We start from the raw sequence: 20,248 nt of genomic DNA on the forward strand, positions 1-20,248 counted from the left end.
CTACACCTCCTTACTTAATTCTGCTTTATCAGCTGCCATAGTTGCGACGAGTTTCCTTCCCTGTTGCAATGTAGTTGGACCTTCATCTTTGACAACCTTTTCATTGAGAGCAGTTTTAGTGACTTGAACCCTAGTTGCGAACAATGCTAACTCACCTGTCTTTTCATCTGTGATAGGGTTAATAATTTTGAAAGGATTAACCCCTCGATTGGACGCATATCTTCCGTATGCTGTATGTCCCTGTCCAAAGGGGATGGAGACCGTATTGGGCTGAATTCCAGGAAACAAATAAGCTTTAGCCAAAACAGATCCCATGGATGATTTGATTTCTAAAATATCCCCTTCACGAACTTGCATGTCCTGTGCAGTTTTAGGATTAATTTCAACCCATGAATCCCATACAACCGTAGTCATAGGGTCCGGTGACTCTTGTAACCAGGGAAGGTTAGCATGTCGACCGTCGCGCATATCTGCTTTTACTGAAGGCACAAAATAAAATGGATAGTTAACGTCTTCAGGATGAGTCTCAACCTTAGGTAAATTTACTGACTCAATCTTTACTTTATCAATTTGCGCTTCTTTGAGAGGGACATGCAATACCCCGTTCATTAATGCACTATCCCAAAAATCATCATCGCTTAAAGTTGATTTAAAAACCGGTTTAGATTTCACTACAGCTTCTCTAATGTAAGAATAATAATCAGGATATTTACTGTAGCTTTTCTCATCACGTTCTTTTAACAATGTTAACAACACATCACCAAAACTCTTGGTATGCGCATGAAGCTTTTCCATTAAAGGTTGCTGAATGCCGATTTCAATAGCCTCTGGTTGATAACTGGCAAGATGAGTACCAAACTCTTCCACAGGTGAGAGTAAAGGTAAAACGACGTCGCATAACTCTGCTGTCTCATCAAGCTGAGTAACCATTGCTATTTTTAGAGGAACGTTACTTAATTTATTTTTTAGTTCAATAAAAGCTGGAGCGGTATAAACTGGATTAACCCCCATCATGAATAACACTTTTACATTCTTAGCATCTAACTGATTATTTAGAGCCACTAAACCTTGGTAGTTACCATTGACATGCGTCATTTGCGGAAACGGATTTTCCATTGGCGCCGTCACTGTTTTTCCAACATTACCCAAAATAACGTTTAATAACTCAATGGCGTAAGCATTCTGATAACCCTGTTGGTGCCCCTCTGCAGACAACCCGGACAACACCAATGTAGGCGTTTTTTCCCACATCATGGCGATCAAGTGTCCAATGGCATCTGGATTTATTCCTGTTATTTGGCCCACAGTATACTTATCGTAAGCTTTAAGTGATTCGGTTAATTCTGTTGGTAGCGTCGTGTCATACTCAGGATGCTGGATTAATGCATTCGCGAGACCTAAAGCAAAAACTCCTTCTGTACCTGGGCGTATGGGATACCAACGATCTGCATTACCTCCTGTTAAGGTCATACGTGGCTCTATCTGAATTAACGTACCACGAGGGGCTTTTCTAAATTGAGCATATTGATTTGCAAGATAAACAGGAGAGACTCCGGCACCCAGAAAATCATTACCAAATGAGAGAATCAATCTGGCTTCTTTTATTTTATGTACAGGATTAGTGTACCCATAAATATTTTCCCTAACTTGGTCACCAACTTGAGTGGACAGGGAGTCATAGGCAATATGATTTTTCGAATCATAACTTTCTAAAAAGTTGTTAATTAATACCTTTTGATGGCCACTGACACTGTTAGTAAGAAATACAATTTCATTCCCTTTGATTCGACTGTCTTTACCTAACCCATCATTAACTATTTTCATAGCCTGGTCCCAGGATGCAGTTACTAATTTACCACCCTCTCTAATCATTGGGGTAGTTAAACGATCAGGGTTATATTGCAACTGAATACTGGCTTGACCTAAACCGCAAATTTTTCCATTACTTATAATTGAATTAGGGTTCCCTTCTAATTTTAGTACTCTACCCTCTCTCACTCGACCCATAACACCGCAATGAGAAGGACATTGAGTACAAGTTGATGCATAAAAAACGCTATTACCAGGAACTACAAAATCCTCTGGCTGAACATAGGACTGAACTTTTTCTACACCCGACTCAATGGAAGTGTTCCCACATCCTGCAAGCGTTGCCGCAGCCCCACTTATACCTAATATTTTAAGGAAATCTCTGCGTTCTACTATTGGTCTTTTTTCTGCTGCCATGGCTCTCTCCCCCGTATCTATACTTTCTTGCTTTTTTACAGGCATCTTATTTATGGCACATCCAACAATCATTGGGGCCATTTGTTGTTTTTAAATTAACTTTGCTAATTTGATGATCTTTTTTGTGGCAATCAATACACCATCCCATAGAAATCGCTTTAACTCGTCTTGCAGTGGTCATATTGGCTACGTCTCCATGACAATACCCACATACCTCTCTCACCGGACGTTTATCTTGAAAGTAAAATCTTTGAATATGTCGCTCATGATTAAATCGAACAAAATCTGGTAAATCATGTACTTTTTTCCAGGGAATAGAGATATGGTTATCCCAGTACCAGAATAGTTTTTTAATTCTAGGGCGATCCCGTACCTCAGGAATCATTTTATGACAACCAATACATTTATCTAAACGAGGAATTCCTGATACGGCGCTTCTTCTAGCATAAGTATGACAATACATGCAGTTGATTTTCATCACATTAGCATGAGTGTAGTGAGGAAACTCAATGGGCTGTTCTACTTTAGGACCAAGAGCATTGTAGCCATCTATAGTTTGAGTACCGGGCGCCCCCCCAGGATGAAATGCCTCCGCATGACCTAATTGAGCCAGCATTGAAAACAAAATACCAAAAAAGAAAAGTTCTATTTTTTTTATATTCACGTCAATCTCCTCCTCAAAGATTAGACTTTTGCAAGATTTAGTTGTTTTTTTGCAACGCAAAAAAATTCAACCCTAAAAAACACTTGCGTTAACAATAATTATTATTTATAGTGCAAGAATCCCCAAATTTTGCTTTTTTTTATGATAAAAATGCAACTCATTTTATTTAAACTGTGCATCTTTAAGTTAATCGTTAAATTTAATTCAGATTGGACAAAACGTTAGAGACAAAAAAAGCGGCGTGCAAGGCACCCCGCTTTCAGATGAAAAATATTAACCAGCTTTTTGAACGAAACCGTTGCAATAGCAGTTTTGGCAAATCTCATCATCTCCTGGATAAAGCTTACAACCACTATGGTTTAAATCAGCCTTAGGCAAGAAGTTCATACAAACTGCACAATGCTTAGCACCGTTTGGTTTGGTTTGAAATTTAAGAGCAGCACGAACAGCGGTGTTTTGATGCGCTGATGCTGAAGTTGATAAGCCAACTAGAGGAGCTGCAACTAAAGCAATTGAGCCCATCTTTAATAGTTGACGACGTGATAGTTTAATGTCTTCCATGAAATATCCCCCAAAACATAATGATGTTATTAAATAAACCAGCTTTCAAACTTATTTTTTCACATGTGACTGTGTCAGACCAGTTGTTTGAATAACTGACATGTACTTAGCGTATCTCTAAAAAAAAATGTTGTCAAACGTTTATTACAAGAATATTTTGCCATTACGTACCTTGTTACAATTTAATACTATTAATAATAAGAAATAACCAACTAGTTATTGATCGTTATTTTTTTTTAGGTTATGCTCATAAAAAAATATAGTGGCTTTTTAAAATAATTTAGAGAAGTCGTATTCACATTTTAATACCTTTAAGATTGGGGGGGTAAATGTATAAATCAATAAAAATCGCTAGCCTTACAGTAGCTTTATTTTCTTCATTATTTTCCGGTTTCGCTATGGCTGAGGGTATACCAATGGACGGAAACCCTGCAAACGGAAAACAAATTTTCATGAACGGTAAGGGTCCTGTTGTTGCTTGCATGACCTGTCACGGTCCCACTGGATGGGGAACAGAAGCAATGGGAGCGCCTCGATTAGCTAACCTCGGCTATCCTTATATCGTTAAACAACTCACTGATCTAGCGGAAGGACGTCGTGTTCCACAAGGTGCTGGCGCAGTTATGCCCTATTTTGCTAGTCAATTAACACCTCAAGAAAGAAAAGATATCGCCGCCTACGTGAACACGTTAAATACCACACCGGAACTTTCTGATTTAAAAGATATCCAATCAAGTGGACAGCCTGTAGGTGTTCGATACAAGGGTGAGATTCTAGTTAAGTATGGTGTGAGTGGAAAGGTATCAGCTTGCGTCTCCTGTCATGGTTACAATGGGCGCGGTGCACCACCCGTCTTCCCAGTAATTGGTCAACAAAAATTCACTTATCTTGTTAATCAGTTACACAACTGGAGAGATAAAAGCCGTAATAATGACCCATATCAAATGATGGAAGTGATTGCTAGTAAGTTAACGGATCAAGATATACTTGATGCAGCAACCTACCTTGCCACTGCACCTAGAACTACAGATGGTGGTAGTGACTACACTTCATTTAGCGCGAAAACACAGTAATCCCACTGTGTGATAAATCTAAAACCCGCGCTTTAGTGCGGGTTTTTTTTTAAGAGATTAACTATGGCAACAAATAAGTTTAGAGTTGGTGAGAAGGTACTGTTTGGTGTTATTGGCCTCATTGCAGTATTTGCGATTGTTAGTTTCATTGGTTTAGAAATTTATCGATCCAAGCTTAAACACCCCATGTATCAAATAAATGATAGTTTTACATTTACCGAGGCGGGGCTTAGAGGTTCAGTATTATTTCGAGACAGAGGATGTACCAGTTGTCATAGGGCTGTGAGAAATGGTACTAATAACGGGGTAGATTTAGATGGAGTGGGTACAAAAAGAAATTTTGTATACTTACTGAAGTTTCTACACAAACCTGAAGCTACCTATGACGCTAAAACGGTTGACCATGGTCCTTTTAAAGAAGCCGCATATGTTTCAAATCTACCTGATAAAGAATTAAACGATTTAGCAACTTTCTTGTCAGAACTAAAAGCAAGACAAGGGGCTGCCGATTCGCCAATGCCCATGCCAGAGCGTTCAGGGTTTGTTGACGAAATGGTGAGTATTTGGGCACCAAAAAACTGGAAAAAAGAACACAAAGATCTTAGAATAGAAGCTGGAGAGCCACCAGCTAAATAACATGGAGAAATAAAAATGACAACCGCTCGTCCCTATCATGCAGAAATTTATCATCCAGACTATACTCGTTATACCCTTTTATTTGTTTACGCCTGCGTCACCTATGCCATTATTGGCTTCTCTTGGGGCGCCATTATGGGAGGAATCCCAGCTCTGAGGAACTTCGTGGACTACGCCCCTCACGGTAAACTGATCCTTCTTGCACATGGTCATATTAACCTGTTAGGTTGGGTTGAAATGGCAATTTTTGGTGCAATTTATTATGTCATCCCACGTCTTGTTAACCGTCCAATATATAGTCTGAAATTAGTCAAGGTACATTTTTGGATTCATAATGTAGGCTTAATGGGCATGGTTGTTCTTTTCACTGTGGCAGGCGCAATTGGCGGATACACACCTGATGAACACAGCGAGAGAATGGTCAGTCACTTAATGGCTGGGGTAGGCATCTTTGGCACTCTGGTATTACTTGCCAACATTATTTGGGGATACAATATTTTCAAAACAGGTAAAAAAGGTCCTGATTCTGTCATGATCAACGAAGTCAAAACAGAAACCAGGGTTAATCCTTCCTTTTCGACTAATAGCTTAGTTAACTCCTAAGATTTTTATCATAAAATCTTGAAACCATAGCCATGAAAAACTTTATCCTTTCAACCATCTCAATAACAAGTGTTACCTTGTTATTGGGATGTACGCCAACGAGCCGTCTTCATGTGGGCTCTGAAGCTCCTAAAATCCGTACTAAAACACTGCAGGATGTAGGCGGGGATATGGCAAAAATAACAACTTATCGTCAACCTGATAAACGTATGTATCAATACTCACTTGATCAGGCTTTAAAAAGTGGTAAGCCTATAATGCTTGAGTTTGCGACACCCGGTCACTGTACTGTGTGTGATCGCCAACTTCAAGAAGTGAAGGCTTTATTAGATAAGTACCAAGGTCAAGTTATTTTTTTACACATGGATCAATATGAAAACCCTGATGCTTTTAAGGCTTATAAAGTCATGGGTGACCCATGGAACTTCTTTATTGATGCTAAAGGAATTGTTCGTTACGAACAACCCGGACCGATGTTAATGAATGAGATGGATTACGCTATCAAAAATATGTTAGTAGCATCAGATAAAGTTAAACATTAGCGTGTCAAACAAACTCTTTAGTTTAAAACAGGATAAGCAAGGCCTCGTATGGGATCTAATGTTATACATTCCTACGGTGGTAGCTCTTTTTGGTCTTTCAGCTAGCTTCTGGTTTCAAAAAAACCCCTACTTAAGTTATTTGCTTTTATTTCTGGGTAGTTTCTTTACTTTGGCGGGGACAAACCGCATCCTTAAAACACGTTTGATGATTTTGCCCACTTCGCCTGTCTCTTTAGAGGTAAATAATGCAGGAAATCAGGTTGGTATAAAATTAAAAAACGGAAAAACCGTTGAGCTCATTAAGCAGGTAAAATTCTTCAGGGATCTATCAGGAAAAAGTATAGGATTATCAGGGCTTGATGGAACAGGACGCTTGCAACAATACGTTTTACATAAAGGTCAGTTTTTAACTGAAAAAGACTATGAATCTTTAACCAAACTATTTATTAAGAGTTAATGCTTTTTCTTTCTTCTTTGATAAACATCCCACACCATATAAGTTAATGCTGCTCCCACCAGCGTGCACATGACTGCCATTAACAAGTATTCTGTGTGTTCAGACACTAACCCACCTACCACCATGTGGACTGTATAAGCAGAAAGGAAAAGTGAGCTACATCCTACCACCATATAAACAATAATCTCCTTAACATCCATTTTATTTTTTTTCCTCTCCCTTTACATGTAAAATCACCCCACCGGGTTGCAGGGAAACCGTCTCAATCCGATCACCTAGTACGGATAGGTTCTGCGTCAAGCCCAAGTTTTTATTCTCGTTAGGTACAAAAATAATATGGGTAATACCCTTAATTAGCGCTAACTCTTGCTCTGGTTTTGCAGTTACCGGTGGCAGAGGGAGCACATCACAACGACATGCAATCATGGTTCGCGCAGGCCATTGACTGGCAACACGTATTAGGGGGGCGTGAACACTGTTTTCATCTGACACTTTTCTGATTAAATCAACATCCTCAGATAAGGTCTGAATCACCTGATCTTGATTAGATAATACATTCGCTTTAGCAAAAACGTATTGATTCCGATCAGTATGTAAATAGGTGGTACCAATCACTAAAAGTATTACCCATAACCATCCTCGCTGCACTAAGAAACCATACTGCAACAGCACTTTTCTAGGTTTAAGTATCCATGGAAAGCCAACGTTTAAAATAAACATAAGAAGCATGAAGCCCCAATTGTAATCACCAGATACAAGACCTAGGATAACGGCTAAAGCCAATGACAAAGACAATTGGTTTTTTAACATTGTCTGACGATCAGAGATGAGAAACAATAAGGCGAGTAGCATGGCAATCAGGCCTAATAAAGCTACTTTTAGATCAAGTATTACGTCGAGAGGATGCCCCGTAAATACACTTGCTGCAGCCGGGAAAGGGTTTAATCCGAAGCTAATGTCCTTCCAGCCCCACCGCAGTAATACTCCAGTAAACAAAGCTATCAAAGAGCCTATTAAAAAACTTCTTTGATTCACCTTACCAAGAGTACTGTCCTTATACCAACCAAATAAAACGCTCAGGCCATAGGCAATTCCCATAGGATGAAGAGAAGCGGCAAATACAATCAATAATAATTGAGCAAAGAAATTACCTCCAAACAGCCTTGGCGCGGCCCGATAGGACCGATCGAGAGTAGCCCCATAGACCAGGCTGATAAACAACATAATAGCAGGATCTAATTGATCAATTTGCTGTAGTGTGATGGGAGCGATAAGAGCCAAACCACAGGATAACAGTGCCGTTTCATCTTGTTTATTCGTCACATGCCATTGGTAAAGAAGGTAGGTAGCATGGGCGAATAGCAATAAGGTAACGATCTTTGCCGCAAGGATCTGCCCTGGCCACAAGAAACCTAAAGGCAACCAAATCAATGCTCGCAGATCAGGCATCCCTAGTGTCACCACTGAACTCGCTACTTGATCACCAATAGACCAATCCATTAATAGCGCTTTTGCTGCGCCCTCATTTAACGCAAAAGGCGCATGCCTAAACATTAAAAAAACCACTACTCCCCAAAGACCTAAGAGGGCAAACCCTTGAATTTTCTGATTCATTAATATTATCCAGTTATCTTAACCCAGCCGTAAAATCTGCTAAGGCACTAATTTCCTCATTACTTAAACGTGAAGCAATAGCCATCATAATTGCCGAATTATGTCTTGCCCCGCTTTTAAAATGCAGTAGTTGCGTTTCAGTGTATTCCCGATATTGCCCTGAGAGTCTTGGATACTGACTTGGTACTCCAGCTCCCGTGGGTCCATGACAGCTGGCGCAAGCTGGGATACCTCTTATCGTATCGCCTGCACGCCAAAGATGCTCACCAATCACCACCGATTGTTGACTGTGCGCAGAGGCCGTGTGAGGCTTTTGCTCGGCATACCAGGCTGCCACGTTTTGAATATCCGCATCACTGAGCATTGGGACAATGCCAGACATCACTAAGTTCTCTCGCTCTGGTGGGGCACCATTTACTGATTTCATATTTTCAATTTGTTTGACAATATATTCTTGTACCTGACCTGCCAAATGTGGCTGGGTCGGAATAGGGCTAACCCCCTCTAAACCATGACAGGCATAGCATACCCCTGATGCCACCGCTTTACCCTTAACCGGGTCTGGTTTTTTAGCATAGGAGCAGGTAGTGAGTACTAACAAACATACTGCAATAATAGTTTTAAACATATTTGCCTCCCCGAAGCCTAACGCACACATTATTCTAACAGAACTCATCCAATGCTTAACTTGGCATAAGCCAAAGCCAACCACTTCACCCCTACTTCTCTAAAGTTTACTTGTACTCGCCCCTCTTCACCACTGCCCTCCACAGCCAAAATCACACCGGGGCCAAACTTAATATGACTGACATTCTGGCCTACACGATAAGGGGAGAGGGATTTGGCGCTAAATGTTGTATCGGACGAAAATGTATTGGTTTTTTTAATTGACGGAGAAAAGTCAAAAAATGAATCCATTTTCTTGTTGGGTGTTAAATATTTACAAAGGGATTCTGGTATTTCATCTATAAACCTTGAGCGCATACCGTAACGAACTTGACCGTGTAACATTCGGTTTTCAGCTCGCGTTAAAGTCAATCTTTGACGCGCTCTGGTGATAGCGACATACATCAACCGCCGTTCTTCTTCCGACCCCTTGGCATCATTTAAGGCATTATCATGGGGAAACAGTCCCTCCTCCAACCCACTCACAAACACCACATCAAATTCAAGTCCTTTGGCCGCATGAACCGTCATTAACTGTAATGCATCAGCCCCTACCTGAGCCTCATGATCTCCCGCCTCAAGACTTGCATGAGACAAAAAGGCTGACAGATCATCTAAATCTGTTTGATGGTCAAAACCATTGGCTGCCGCTACCAATTCCTCAAGATTCTCTACTCGATCAGCCCCGTCTTTATCCTGTTTAAAATGAGCCGCCAAAGTACTTTCCTGAATAACCAAAGCCGTTAGCTCAGGTAAACTCATTTCATGCGCCATTTCCTTCCAGCGCTCAACATGGTTCACAAACTGCATTAAACCACTACCGGCTTTACCACTCAACTCAAGAGAGGAGGCAGCCTGAAAGAGACTGGTGGCTCTCTCTTGGGCTCTTAACTGGATTATTTCAATGGATTTAGGACCTATTCCTCGGGGCGGGAAGTTCACTACCCGTAAAAAAGATCCGTCGTCATGTTGATTAGCAACTAGTCTTAAATAAGCCAATGCATGCTTCACTTCCATCCGCTCAAAAAAACGTAACCCACCGTAGACCCGGTAACTGACTCCTGCAGCAAACAACGTTTGCTCCAATACCCGCGATTGAGCATTGGATCGATATAAAATTGCCATATCCGACAAGGCCGTTCCCGTAGCATTTAACTCTTTAATGTTACCAACGATAAAACGCGCTTCCTCTTGATCGGTGGGCGCCTCATAAATCCTAATGGGTTCCCCCGCGCCCACCTCTGTCCAAAGGGTTTTACCCATGCGGCCTTGATTGTTTTTAATTAGCGCATTAGCGGCATCTAAAATATTGCCATAGGAGCGGTAATTCTGCTCCAAACGTATTATTTCAGGTTGACCAAAATCCTTCTCGAATTGATACATATTGGCTACTTCAGCACCCCGAAAACCGTAAATTGATTGATCGTCGTCACCTACCGCAAACACCGAAGCATGAGGTCCTGATAAAAGCTTTAACCAAACATACTGCAAACGATTGGTATCTTGAAACTCATCCACTAAAATATGAGTAAACCGCCTTTGATAGTGCTCTCTTAACACACTATTGCGTTGTAATAACTCTACACTGCGCAACAACAGCTCAGCAAAGTCAACCACCCCCTCTTGCTGACACTGAATCTCGTACTGCGCGTAAATATCCTGCATGGCTCGTGTGGTGGCATCATGAACCAAGGCCTCTTGGGCGCGCCGCCCCTCTTCCTTATTACCATTAATAAAATGCTGGAGTTGCTTGGGCGGATACTGTTCCTCATTAACACCCATGGATCTTAGTAAACGCTTAATCGCTGAAAGTTGGTCTTGACTATCTAGTATCTGGAACAACGGGGGGAGATTAGCATCTTGAGGGTGGGTGCGTAGGAAACGATTACATAGTCCATGAAAGGTACCAACCCACATTCCCCTCGTGCTAATAGGGAGTATGGCTGAGAGTCGGGTGAGCATCTCTTTGGCAGCTTTATTAGTAAAGGTTACCGCCAAGATACCATGGGGCGGCGCCAGGGAGTTTTGGATTAGCCACGCCATCCTTGTTGTCAATACGCGAGTTTTTCCACTTCCGGCACCTGCTAAAATTAAGGCAGAACCTTTACTCAGAGTAACGGCTTGGGCTTGCTCTTGATTTAAACCTGACAACAACTCCATGACTTCCCTTTTTTTAAACTTAGTTGTAATCGATTATTATACGTTGGCTTCACCATAGCACTAAACAGAAATATTATTATTTCAATACTTAAACAGTATTCGTCATGCTGTTGTTTATGCTCTCTGGAAAAAGTATTTTTTTAGTCAGTGGCCACACTGTCATGATTAAACAAGATGTCAATGAGAAGAGGCTCTTGAATTGGTATAATTATTCTTTTCACGTTTGCGGACGAACAATTCCCATGGATCAGCACTACAACCCAACAGTCTTAGAAAAGCAACTACAACATGAGTGGGAGAGTTCAAATACTCACCGCGCCATTGAAAACACTAACAAGCCTAAATATTACTGTTTATCTATGTTTCCCTACCCCTCCGGTAAATTACATATGGGGCACGTAAGAAACTACACTATCGGTGATGTACTCGCGCGCTCCCATCAGATGAAAGGTTTTAATGTACTACAACCCATGGGCTGGGATGCTTTTGGTCTACCCGCAGAAAATGCCGCCCTAAAAAATAAGGTACCTCCGGCGCAATGGACCTATGAAAATATCGAAGCGATGAAGGCGCAACTCAAGTCTTTGGGGTTAGCCATAGATTGGCAAAGAGAAATAGCTACCTGTAAACCCGATTACTATCGTTGGGAACAATGGTTGTTCAATCAACTCTTTAAAAAAGGTCTGATTTACCGAAAAACAGGAACTGTTAATTGGGACCCCGTGGATGAAACAGTCCTGGCCAATGAACAAGTCATTGATGGCCGGGGATGGCGATCAGGAGCGCTCGTTGAAAAACGCGAAATCCCAATGTATTACCTCAAAATCACCGCTTACGCAGAAGAACTGTTGAGTGAATTAGATACTCTAGATAGCTGGCCAGAGCAAGTAAAAACCATGCAGCGTAACTGGATTGGAAAATCTCAAGGGGTCATTGTAGAGTTTAGTTATGCGGATGACTCTAATCAAAAATTAAAGGTTTACACAACCCGCGCCGATACGCTTTACGGCGTGACCTATGTGGCCGTTGCCCCTGAACATCCTCTCTCATTGCAAGCGGCACAACACAATATCGAGATTTCTCGCTTTATTGAACAATGCCGTCTTGGCGGCGTGGCAGAAGCTGATCTCGCCACTCAAGAGAAAGAGGGCATGGATACGGGATTGTGTGTCATTCATCCTTTAACAGGACAGACTATTCCTGTATGGATTGCTAATTACGTCTTAATGGGCTACGGCGAAGGCGCGGTCATGGCCGTACCAGCCCATGATCAAAGAGATTTTGAATTTGCCAGTAAATATCAATTACCCATTAAAGTGGTTGTGCAACCCCAAGAGGGCACTCTCACTCTACCCCTGAAGGAAGCCTTTTGTGATGAAGGGGTAGTAATCAACTCTGAAGATTTTTCTGGGCGTAGTAGTGCCGAGGCACGACACAACATGGCGTTGGTTCTAACAGCGCTTGAAAGCGGAAAAACCCATATTCAATACCGCCTCCGTGACTGGGGTATTTCAAGGCAACGTTATTGGGGCTGCCCAATTCCCATTATTAACTGCCCCACATGCGGCAATGTGCCTGTCCCCGATGATCAATTACCCGTCATTCTCCCCGAGAATGTTGAGATGTCTGGGGTCGGTTCACCCATTAAAAAAGATCCGGGCTTTTATGAGACCACTTGCCCAATCTGTCACCAAAAAGCGGAGCGAGAAACAGATACGATGGACACTTTTGTGGAGTCTTCTTGGTATTATGCGCGCTTTGCCTGTCCTGACCAGAATCAACTTATGCTAGATGACCGAGCTAATTATTGGCTTCCTGTTGATCAATATGTAGGAGGGATTGAGCATGCTATTTTACATTTACTCTATGCCCGTTTTTTTAATAAACTCATCCGCGATGTTGGTTTGATCAATCATGCCGAACCTTTCACAAGACTCCTGACGCAGGGTATGGTGCTCAAAGATGGAGCTAAAATGTCCAAATCGAAAGGAAATACCGTTGATCCGCAAGCTTTGATCGATCAATACGGGGCCGACACAGCACGTTTTTTTATGATCTTTACAAGCCCTCCTGAACAATCCTTAGAGTGGTCTGACAGCGGCGTTGCTGGTGCTCACCGGTTCCTAAAAAGACTCTGGCAATTTGCATCACGATTTAAAGAGTTCAAAGATAAGCAATCCTTGGTTAATGGACCCGCTATGGCAGAGAGTCGCTTTGAACTCCATAGCATTTTAAAACAAGCCAACCATGATCTTGATAAACAGCAATTTAATACCGTGGCTTCTGCCGCCATGAAAATCCTTAATGTGTTAGATACAACATGGCTCAAGGATGATCAGTTAACGGCAGAAGGATTGTCTATTTTAATACGGCTGTTGGCACCGATTACCCCTCACCTCTGCGAGTTTCTCTGGCGCCACTTAGGTCTGGGTAAGAGTGTATTCGAGGCGACATGGCCTATCCATGATGAGAGCGCATTGATAAGACATAATATTGAAATCATGATTCAAGTGAATGGTAAGTTAAGAGGATCCTTGTTGGTCGCCACCTCCGCAACAAAAGAAGAGATTGAATCCATGGCATGTCATAACAATAATGTACACAAACATATAGAAGGAAAAACCATTAAAAAAATAATTTTTGTGCCTAACAAACTCATGAATATAGTAGTTTAACTAATCATGATAAAACAGATCATTATTGGTTTTTGGGTTCTTGTTTTGCTTAGCTCCTGTGGCTTTCAACTCCGTCAACCACCCCAGCTCCACTTTAAAACTATCTTTATCGAAGGGGTACTGGATTCCTCCATTAAACGGACTGTCACGAGCTCCCTGACCGTTGATGAAGGCTTAACTATCGTTAAAAATCCAGCTGATGCAGAGGTCATTGTTAATATTTCTCCCCCGCAAGCCACGCGACAAATATTAAGCTTAAATTCTCAAGGATTGGTCTCTCAATATACGCTTTACATGAAACTTAACTTCCGCGCTCACGATAATGAAGATAATGAACTGCTTCCTCCCACACAACTCGTTGCAAGCCGAATTCTAAAATATAGTGATGCACAAATTTACGCGAGCTTACAGGAAGAAAAAAGCTTAAACGATGATATGCGGCAAGATTTAGTATTACAAATGCTACGCCGACTATCTTCTATCAATCCCAAATCCGTTCACTAGAAACAATGCGTATTGATTCAAAAGACTTAACTCGTCACTTAAAAAAATCCTGGTCGCCCCTCTACATGATTCACGGCGTAGAGCCTTTACTGGCACTAGAATCTTTGGATTTACTCATCAAAGTAGCCAAAGAAAAAGGCTATCTTAGCCGCGAGATTTATGTGGCTGATAGCAGCTTTGATTGGCACAGCTTTTTAGCTAATAGCCGCAGCAGCTCCTTATTTGCAGCACAAAAAATCATTGATTTACGACTTCCCTCAGGAAAGCCTGGCATCATCGGTGCTGAAGTATTAAATACATTAAGCCTCACCCCACCCGAAGAAACCATCATCATTATCAGCTTACCTAAAATCGATTATCGTACTCAACAAAGTAAATGGTTTGATGTCATACAAAAAAATGGCCTACTGATCCAATGTCACCCCATAGAGAGAGCACAATTACCGCAATGGATCATCGAGCGTTTTCAACAACAAGAACAAACCATCACACCGGCATCCGCTACTTTTATTGCCCATCAAGTAGAGGGCAATTTACTGGCTGCTCATCAAGAAATTCAAAAACTAACATTACTGTTTCCAACAGGAGCCCTGACTGAAGACGACATTAAAAATGCCATAATGGATGTGTCGCGTTTTCAAATTTTTGATTTAATGCCTACGCTCTACAAACGTGATTTACTTCAATTTGAGAGAATTTTATACGGCCTTAAGGCTGAAGCGGAAGCCCTTCCTCTGGTGCTATGGGCCCTCAATGAGGATATTCACCTTCTCCTAAAAGCGCTTGAGTTAAAAGATCAAGGTCTTCGTTTTTCTGAAATCACTCGTCAATTATATTTAAAACCTTTACAGGTCCAAAGCTATCCCGCCCTTCTTGAACGCTGTTCACTTCAACTTATAACAGAATGTATCATCGATCTTCATCACATTGATACAATGATAAAAGGTTTACAGGGAGGGGACCCCTGGCATGCGCTGGCTAATTGGGGACTCAAGTTTGTCAGGGGTTCCAGAAAAACATAAAATCGACGTGATGATCAGCAATCTGATAACATAAACCTATGAATTTAACTGACTTAAATACCCACATCACAGAGCTTGGACGCCATGCCAGAGCCGCCTCTCGTCTCGTGGCTAAAGCATCCACCTTGGCTAAAAATAATGCCTTAGTTTTTGCTGCACACCACCTAAGAGACAATACCGAAATTGTTCTCCAAGCCAACCTCAAGGACCTCGATAATGCTCAACGCTTAGGTTTTGACTCCGCCTTTATTGATCGCTTAACACTGAGTCATAAAAGTATTGAACATATTGCTGTAGGGTTGGAACAAATCGCCGCTCTTCCAGATCCAGTGGGAGAAATAACCGATCTAGCAAGACGCCCATCGGGCATTGAGGTCGGTAAAATGCGGGGGCCTCTTGGTGTCATTGCTATTATTTATGAGGCACGTCCTAATGTCACAGCCGACGCAGCTGGGTTGTGCTTAAAATCCGGGAATGCTTGTATCCTTCGAGGTGGGTCTGAGGCGTTTCATACTAACCAAGAAATCGCTAAATCATTACATTTAGGACTCAGACAAGCGCAACTTCCTGAAAAAGCTATCCAGGTGTTAGAAACCACTGACCGAGCTGCCGTGGGAGAGCTGATTCAGCTCAATAAATTTATTGATGTCATTATTCCTCGAGGTGGTAAAGGGCTCATTGAAAGAATTTCTAAGGAAGCCACCATTCCAGTCATTAAACATCTTGATGGGATATGTCATGTGTTTATTGATGCCAGCGCCGATAGCGCCATGGCTATTCGTATTGCAGACAATGCAAAAACCCAGCGCTACGGTACCTGTAACACCATGGAGACGCTGCTCGTCCACCAAGATGTAGCGAGTGAGATTCTCCCTCCCCTTGTGGCACAGCTAATCGATAAAGGTGTTGAGTGCCGAACCGATCCCTTAGCGCGTCAAATTGTTCCACACACCATAGCCGCCACTGAGGATGATTGGGCCACCGAGTACCTATCTCCTATTCTATCTATTAAGGTAGTCGCCAATATAGATGAAGCCATGGATCACATCGCCCGCTTTGGCTCTCATCATACCGACGCCATCATCACAAATGATTGGAATAATGCTAATCGCTTCCTCAGAGAAGTGGATTCAAGCTCGGTAATGGTTAATGCCTCCACGCGCTTTGCCGATGGATTTGAATATGGACTAGGCGCTGAAATAGGTATCTCAACAGATAAACTACACGCTCGAGGTCCAGTGGGGTTGGAGGGCTTAACTAATCAGAAATATGTGGTCTTTGGCCACGGGGAAATCAGAGCGGGTTAATGGTTTGAAAGCACAAGGTTATTTTGGAGGTACATTTGACCCGATTCACAACGGCCATTTGAGTGTGGCCAACCAACTACTGGTGTCCCTCGGCCTCGATACTCTCTGGTTGATGCCAGCTGGCACTCCTTGGCAGCGTGAGCCTCAAGTTAATAAAGATCATCGTTTAGCAATGATCCAACTCACTCTAGCCCAGTATCCTCATTTTAAAGTGGATGAACGAGAAATACACCGCCTTGGTCCCACCTATACTATTGACTCACTGACAGAAATTCGTCATGAACAAGGGAGTCAAGTCCCTATTTGGTTTATTGTTGGAGCCGACAGTTTTATTAATTTCCCTACGTGGCGTAACTGGCAAAGCTTATTTGATTTAGCTCATATTGCCATAGCTTGCCGACCTCAGTTTGACTTAAAAACAGAAACACTTTCTACCCCTCTTCGTGTAGCCTTGGAGGAAAGATTAGAAAATGAACCTAAAACCATTACTTCACCAGCTGGTAAAGTTAGTATCATACCTATTATTGAAAGTCCCATTTCGGCCACAACTATTCGCGCGTTAATTCAGCGTCAAGAGGATGTTCAGTCTTTGGTACCGAGCCCAGTTTATACTTATATTTCTCAACATCACCTCTATCAATGAGTCGCCATGAATCCAGATCAAATTAGTCAATGTATAGTGAAAGCTTTAGATGATATTAAAGCTAAAAATATTGAAGTACTTCATGTGACCGAGTTAACTACGTTATGTGACATCATGATTATCGCCAGTGGCGACTCCACTCGGCAAACCAAAGCGCTAGCCAGAAATATTGAGAAAGAGTGCCTTCTAAACGAGATTCCTGTACACAGTGTGGAAGGCGGGGGGACGGGTGAATGGATACTCGTGGATTGTGGTAGCGTCATTGTTCATATCATGCAACCCACTGTTCGTGAATATTATAATCTGTCCGAACTATGGGGTGGAGCTGTTCCGACACCTTTAGCCCTGAGTAAAAAAAAGAAGACAACCTCTTGAAAATCCGTATACTTGCCCTGGGTCACAAAATGCCTCATTGGGTTCAGGAAGTACAGCAAGAATATCTGAATCGTCTACCAAAAGAGTTTTCTGTGGAGTTGGTGGAAATCAAACCAGTAACAAGAACTCAAAATAGAAGTACAGAACAGATTTTAGAGAGTGAAGCCAAAAAAATTGACTCTCAATTAAAAAATAACCACCTTACTGTTGTTTTGGATGAAAGAGGTCGCCCACTCACTACCCTGCAACTCACTCAACTGATTAAAACCGAAGAAGAGCTCGGTAGAAATATTGATTTTATTATTGGTAGCGCTGATGGTTTACATGCTTCCATCAAACAAGCGGCTCATCATCTGATTAATATTTCTCCGTTTGTCTTGCCTCACGCCATGGTGCGAGCCATTCTTTGTGAACAGCTTTATCGTTCTTATACTATTTTACAAGGCCATCCCTACCATAGAGAGTAACCATGATTTATCTTGCATCCACCAGCCCAAGAAGGCGGGAGTTGTTAGCCCAGATCGGCATTAACTATGAACTCTTGTTACCAGAATCATCAGAGGAAGCAGTTGATGAAACGCCGCTCCCAGATGAAATTCCTCTTGATTACGTCTTACGTATTGCAAGAAATAAAGCGTTATTCAGTTGGCAAAGACTTGTGTCTTCACAAAAAACTCTATTTCCCATACTCGCCGCCGATACTACCGTCACCATTGATCACCTCATATTAGGTAAACCAACAGATGCTGAGGAAGCAAGACATTACTTAACTCTCTTATCTGGCCAGCAACATCAAGTCCTTACTGCCGTGGTAGGCTGTTTTAAGGAAACCATCATTGAGCGATTAAGTATCAACCAAGTATGGTTTAAACCCCTGACAGCGCAAGATATTGAATGGTATATTGCTTCACAGGAATATCAAGATAAGGCGGGAGGATATGCACTACAGGGACGGGCCGCATCGTTTATTAAACGCATTGAAGGAAGCCCTAGCGGAATTGTAGGCTTACCCCTTTATGAAACCTCCGAATTACTGAAGTTAATCACACAACCCAATATAAAATATGAATAATCAAATACTCGTCAATGTTACCCCCCAAGAAACTCGAGTAGCCATCATTGAATTAGGCGTAGCCCAAGAAATTCATATAGAACGAGCCAGTTCCCGAGGATTGGTGGGCAATATTTATTGGGGGAAAGTATCACGGGTTCTACCTGGGATGCAATCCGCCTTTATTGATCTGGGTTTAGAGAAGTCAGCTTTTTTACATGTGGCGGATATTGCCGCCAATAAAGAAACCCAATCGCTGCCACCTATTGAAAAGTTATTATCTGATGGTCAGTCGCTTTTAGTTCAAGTCATCAAAGACCCCATTGGTACAAAAGGGGCTCGTTTATCCACGCAAATTAGTATTGCAGGCCGCTATCTGGTTTATTTGCCCTTTGACAAGCATATAGGTGTTTCCCAACGCATAGAAAACGATGAGGAGCGCCTTCTACTCAAAGAGCGTCTTATTTCTATCCTACCCCCTGACTATCAGGGAGGGTTTATTATCCGCACCGTTGCTGAGAACACCTCGGATGACGAACTACTGCGTGACTATCAATACCTATCGCAGTTATGGAAACATATTACCCAGGTACAAAGCACTCACTCTTCCCCTTTTTTACTCTATCAGGAACTCAACTTAGCCCAACGTGTTATCCGAGATTTTGTGATGGACAACACCGATCGTTTATTAATTGATTCTCGTGAAAACTTTTTAAAACTCAAGCAGTTTGCCGAAGAGTATTGCCCACAGGCGCTTTCCTCTCTGGAGCATTACATTGGACCGAGGCCGTTATTTGATCTCTTCGGTGTTGAAGAGGAAATTGAAAAAGCGCTATCAAGGCGAGTAGACCTGGAGTCTGGAGGCTACTTGATTATTGATCAAACTGAAGCGATGACAACCATTGATGTCAACACTGGTGGCTTTGTGGGCGTCAAGAATTTTGACGATACGATTTTTAGAACGAACATGGAAGCAGCGCAAGCTATCGCCAGACAATTACGTTTGAGAAATCTAGGCGGTATTATTATTGCTGATTTTATTGATATGGAATCAGAGGAACATCGGGAAGCGGTACTCACTGAGTTTCACAAAGCCCTGGCACGTGATAGAACCAAAATTAATGCCAGTGATTTTAGTAATCTTGGTTTAGTGGAAATCACCCGTAAACGCACTCGTGAAAGCTTAGCGCACGTCCTGTGTGAAACCTGCCCATGTTGCCAAGGTCGCGCCCAACTGAAAACACCACAAACATTATGTTACGATATTTTAAGAGAAGTGGTACGCACTGCAAAACAATTTAGCGCCAAAGAATATCGTGTGATCGCTCATCAAAAAGTCATTGATTTATTTCTTGACGAGGAATCAGCAAATCTAGCAGAAGTGAGCGACTTTATTGGTAAACCCATCAGCCTTCAGGGCAGTCATGGTTTAAACCAAGAATACTTTGATGTCATTTTAATGTGAGCCA

General features: G+C 42.0%; 21 protein-coding genes. 14 read left to right on the plus strand and 7 right to left on the minus strand.

The genetic code is table 11. The annotated features are described in order from the left end of the window. The 3 genes from FERRO_RS01265 to FERRO_RS01275 form a co-directional block, all read right to left on the minus strand. Positions 1–2,271, minus strand: a complete 2,271-nt coding sequence (locus FERRO_RS01265; RefSeq protein ID WP_204374710.1) for a molybdopterin-dependent oxidoreductase — start codon at positions 2,269–2,271, stop codon at positions 1–3. Position 2,272: 1 nt separating this feature from the next. Continuing rightward, positions 2,273–2,890 (minus strand): cytochrome c3 family protein, encoded by a 618-nt coding sequence (locus tag FERRO_RS01270; protein ID WP_056929066.1) that lies wholly within the window; start codon positions 2,888–2,890, stop codon positions 2,273–2,275. Between the two features lie 273 nt (positions 2,891–3,163). Continuing rightward, positions 3,164–3,451, minus strand: a complete 288-nt coding sequence (locus FERRO_RS01275) for a hypothetical protein (RefSeq protein WP_056929067.1) — start codon at positions 3,449–3,451, stop codon at positions 3,164–3,166. 329 nt (positions 3,452–3,780) lie between these two features. Here FERRO_RS01275 and FERRO_RS01280 point away from each other — a divergent pair, with 329 nt between their 5' ends. From FERRO_RS01280 to FERRO_RS01300, 5 genes are all read left to right on the plus strand, one after another. Next, entirely contained in the window at positions 3,781–4,524 is a 744-nt protein-coding gene (locus FERRO_RS01280; protein WP_056929068.1) for a c-type cytochrome, read from the plus strand. Between the two features lie 63 nt (positions 4,525–4,587). Beyond that, positions 4,588–5,160 (plus strand): c-type cytochrome, encoded by a 573-nt coding sequence (locus FERRO_RS01285; protein WP_056929069.1) that lies wholly within the window; start codon positions 4,588–4,590, stop codon positions 5,158–5,160. 15 nt (positions 5,161–5,175) lie between these two features. Then, positions 5,176–5,763, plus strand: coding sequence for a cbb3-type cytochrome c oxidase subunit I (locus FERRO_RS01290; RefSeq protein ID WP_082601136.1), 588 nt, complete (start codon positions 5,176–5,178; stop codon positions 5,761–5,763). A 32-nt stretch (positions 5,764–5,795) separates the two neighbouring features. Further along, complete coding sequence (locus FERRO_RS01295; protein ID WP_056929070.1) at positions 5,796–6,305, plus strand: TlpA family protein disulfide reductase; 510 nt, start codon at positions 5,796–5,798, stop codon at positions 6,303–6,305. A gap of 58 nt (positions 6,306–6,363) precedes the next feature. Then, the gene (locus tag FERRO_RS01300) at positions 6,364–6,762 is read left to right on the plus strand and encodes a hypothetical protein (protein WP_056929071.1); all 399 of its coding nucleotides are present in this window, start codon (positions 6,364–6,366) and stop codon (positions 6,760–6,762) included. On the opposite strand, the gene FERRO_RS01305 is transcribed toward FERRO_RS01300, so the two are convergent. Genes FERRO_RS01305 through FERRO_RS01320 form a run of 4 tightly spaced genes read right to left on the minus strand, consistent with a single transcriptional unit; the run spans position 6,759 to position 11,202 of the window. Continuing rightward, positions 6,759–6,962 (minus strand): hypothetical protein, encoded by a 204-nt coding sequence (locus FERRO_RS01305; protein WP_056929072.1) that lies wholly within the window; start codon positions 6,960–6,962, stop codon positions 6,759–6,761. The two genes, FERRO_RS01300 and FERRO_RS01305, sit on opposite strands and share 4 nt — an antisense overlap. Position 6,963: 1 nt before the next feature. After that, positions 6,964–8,376 carry a hypothetical protein gene (locus tag FERRO_RS01310; protein ID WP_056929073.1) on the minus strand — a complete coding sequence of 471 codons (1,413 nt, stop codon included), beginning with the start codon at positions 8,374–8,376 and terminating at the stop codon, positions 6,964–6,966. 13 nt (positions 8,377–8,389) lie between these two features. Further along, positions 8,390–9,004, minus strand: a complete 615-nt coding sequence (locus FERRO_RS01315) for a c-type cytochrome (protein WP_056929074.1) — start codon at positions 9,002–9,004, stop codon at positions 8,390–8,392. 44 nt (positions 9,005–9,048) lie between these two features. Next, complete coding sequence (locus tag FERRO_RS01320) at positions 9,049–11,202, minus strand: UvrD-helicase domain-containing protein (protein WP_056929075.1); 2,154 nt, start codon at positions 11,200–11,202, stop codon at positions 9,049–9,051. A 242-nt stretch (positions 11,203–11,444) separates the two neighbouring features. Here FERRO_RS01320 and leuS point away from each other — a divergent pair, with 242 nt between their 5' ends. Genes leuS through rng form a run of 9 tightly spaced genes read left to right on the plus strand, consistent with a single transcriptional unit; the run spans position 11,445 to position 20,244 of the window. Next, positions 11,445–13,877, plus strand: a complete 2,433-nt coding sequence (gene leuS, locus FERRO_RS01325; RefSeq protein WP_056929757.1) for a leucine--tRNA ligase — start codon at positions 11,445–11,447, stop codon at positions 13,875–13,877. Positions 13,878–13,883: 6 nt separating this feature from the next. Next, positions 13,884–14,381, plus strand: coding sequence for an LPS-assembly lipoprotein LptE (locus FERRO_RS01330; RefSeq protein ID WP_056929076.1), 498 nt, complete (start codon positions 13,884–13,886; stop codon positions 14,379–14,381). 5 nt (positions 14,382–14,386) lie between these two features. Next, positions 14,387–15,403: a DNA polymerase III subunit delta gene (gene holA / locus FERRO_RS01335; protein WP_056929077.1), complete on the plus strand. Its 1,017-nt coding sequence runs from the start codon at positions 14,387–14,389 to the stop codon at positions 15,401–15,403. 38 nt (positions 15,404–15,441) lie between these two features. After that, on the plus strand, positions 15,442–16,710 hold the full coding sequence (locus FERRO_RS01340) for a glutamate-5-semialdehyde dehydrogenase (RefSeq protein WP_056929078.1): 1,269 nt from the start codon (positions 15,442–15,444) through the stop codon (positions 16,708–16,710). After that, the gene (gene nadD / locus FERRO_RS01345) at positions 16,673–17,353 is read left to right on the plus strand and encodes a nicotinate-nucleotide adenylyltransferase (RefSeq protein ID WP_056929079.1); all 681 of its coding nucleotides are present in this window, start codon (positions 16,673–16,675) and stop codon (positions 17,351–17,353) included. Before FERRO_RS01340 ends, nadD begins: the two co-directional genes overlap by 38 nt. 6 nt (positions 17,354–17,359) lie before the next feature. After that, the gene (gene rsfS / locus FERRO_RS01350; protein WP_056929080.1) at positions 17,360–17,728 is read left to right on the plus strand and encodes a ribosome silencing factor; all 369 of its coding nucleotides are present in this window, start codon (positions 17,360–17,362) and stop codon (positions 17,726–17,728) included. Beyond that, positions 17,725–18,195 carry a 23S rRNA (pseudouridine(1915)-N(3))-methyltransferase RlmH gene (gene rlmH / locus FERRO_RS01355; protein ID WP_056929081.1) on the plus strand — a complete coding sequence of 157 codons (471 nt, stop codon included), beginning with the start codon at positions 17,725–17,727 and terminating at the stop codon, positions 18,193–18,195. The genes rsfS and rlmH overlap by 4 nt, the downstream gene beginning before the upstream one ends. A 2-nt stretch (positions 18,196–18,197) precedes the next feature. Continuing rightward, positions 18,198–18,800, plus strand: a complete 603-nt coding sequence (locus FERRO_RS01360; protein ID WP_056929082.1) for a Maf family protein — start codon at positions 18,198–18,200, stop codon at positions 18,798–18,800. Then, complete coding sequence (rng, locus tag FERRO_RS01365; RefSeq protein WP_056929083.1) at positions 18,793–20,244, plus strand: ribonuclease G; 1,452 nt, start codon at positions 18,793–18,795, stop codon at positions 20,242–20,244. The genes FERRO_RS01360 and rng overlap by 8 nt, the downstream gene beginning before the upstream one ends. Positions 20,245–20,248: the final 4 nt, after the last annotated feature.

Source organism: Ferrovum sp. JA12, from assembly GCF_001431705.1.
Lineage (GTDB): Bacteria > Pseudomonadota > Gammaproteobacteria > Burkholderiales > Ferrovaceae > PN-J185.

Bases quoted from the DNA above. Each gene is read 5' to 3' on its own strand.
- FERRO_RS01265 (WP_204374710.1), bottom strand. From the start codon at position 2,271: ATGCCTGTAAAAAAGCAAGAAAGTATAGATACGGGGGAGAGAGCCATG.
- FERRO_RS01275 (WP_056929067.1), bottom strand. From the start codon at position 3,451: ATGGAAGACATTAAACTATCACGTCGTCAACTATTAAAGATGGGCTCA.
- FERRO_RS01280 (WP_056929068.1), top strand. From the start codon at position 3,781: ATGTATAAATCAATAAAAATCGCTAGCCTTACAGTAGCTTTATTTTCT.
- FERRO_RS01285 (WP_056929069.1), top strand. From the start codon at position 4,588: ATGGCAACAAATAAGTTTAGAGTTGGTGAGAAGGTACTGTTTGGTGTT.
- FERRO_RS01290 (WP_082601136.1), top strand. From the start codon at position 5,176: ATGACAACCGCTCGTCCCTATCATGCAGAAATTTATCATCCAGACTAT.
- FERRO_RS01295 (WP_056929070.1), top strand. From the start codon at position 5,796: ATGAAAAACTTTATCCTTTCAACCATCTCAATAACAAGTGTTACCTTG.
- FERRO_RS01300 (WP_056929071.1), top strand. From the start codon at position 6,364: ATGTTATACATTCCTACGGTGGTAGCTCTTTTTGGTCTTTCAGCTAGC.
- FERRO_RS01305 (WP_056929072.1), bottom strand. From the start codon at position 6,962: ATGGATGTTAAGGAGATTATTGTTTATATGGTGGTAGGATGTAGCTCA.
- FERRO_RS01310 (WP_056929073.1), bottom strand. From the start codon at position 8,376: ATGAATCAGAAAATTCAAGGGTTTGCCCTCTTAGGTCTTTGGGGAGTA.
- FERRO_RS01315 (WP_056929074.1), bottom strand. From the start codon at position 9,004: ATGTTTAAAACTATTATTGCAGTATGTTTGTTAGTACTCACTACCTGC.
- FERRO_RS01320 (WP_056929075.1), bottom strand. From the start codon at position 11,202: ATGGAGTTGTTGTCAGGTTTAAATCAAGAGCAAGCCCAAGCCGTTACT.
- leuS (WP_056929757.1), top strand. From the start codon at position 11,445: ATGGATCAGCACTACAACCCAACAGTCTTAGAAAAGCAACTACAACAT.
- FERRO_RS01330 (WP_056929076.1), top strand. From the start codon at position 13,884: ATGATAAAACAGATCATTATTGGTTTTTGGGTTCTTGTTTTGCTTAGC.
- holA (WP_056929077.1), top strand. From the start codon at position 14,387: ATGCGTATTGATTCAAAAGACTTAACTCGTCACTTAAAAAAATCCTGG.
- FERRO_RS01340 (WP_056929078.1), top strand. From the start codon at position 15,442: ATGAATTTAACTGACTTAAATACCCACATCACAGAGCTTGGACGCCAT.
- nadD (WP_056929079.1), top strand. From the start codon at position 16,673: ATGTGGTCTTTGGCCACGGGGAAATCAGAGCGGGTTAATGGTTTGAAA.
- rsfS (WP_056929080.1), top strand. From the start codon at position 17,360: ATGAATCCAGATCAAATTAGTCAATGTATAGTGAAAGCTTTAGATGAT.
- FERRO_RS01360 (WP_056929082.1), top strand. From the start codon at position 18,198: ATGATTTATCTTGCATCCACCAGCCCAAGAAGGCGGGAGTTGTTAGCC.
- rng (WP_056929083.1), top strand. From the start codon at position 18,793: ATGAATAATCAAATACTCGTCAATGTTACCCCCCAAGAAACTCGAGTA.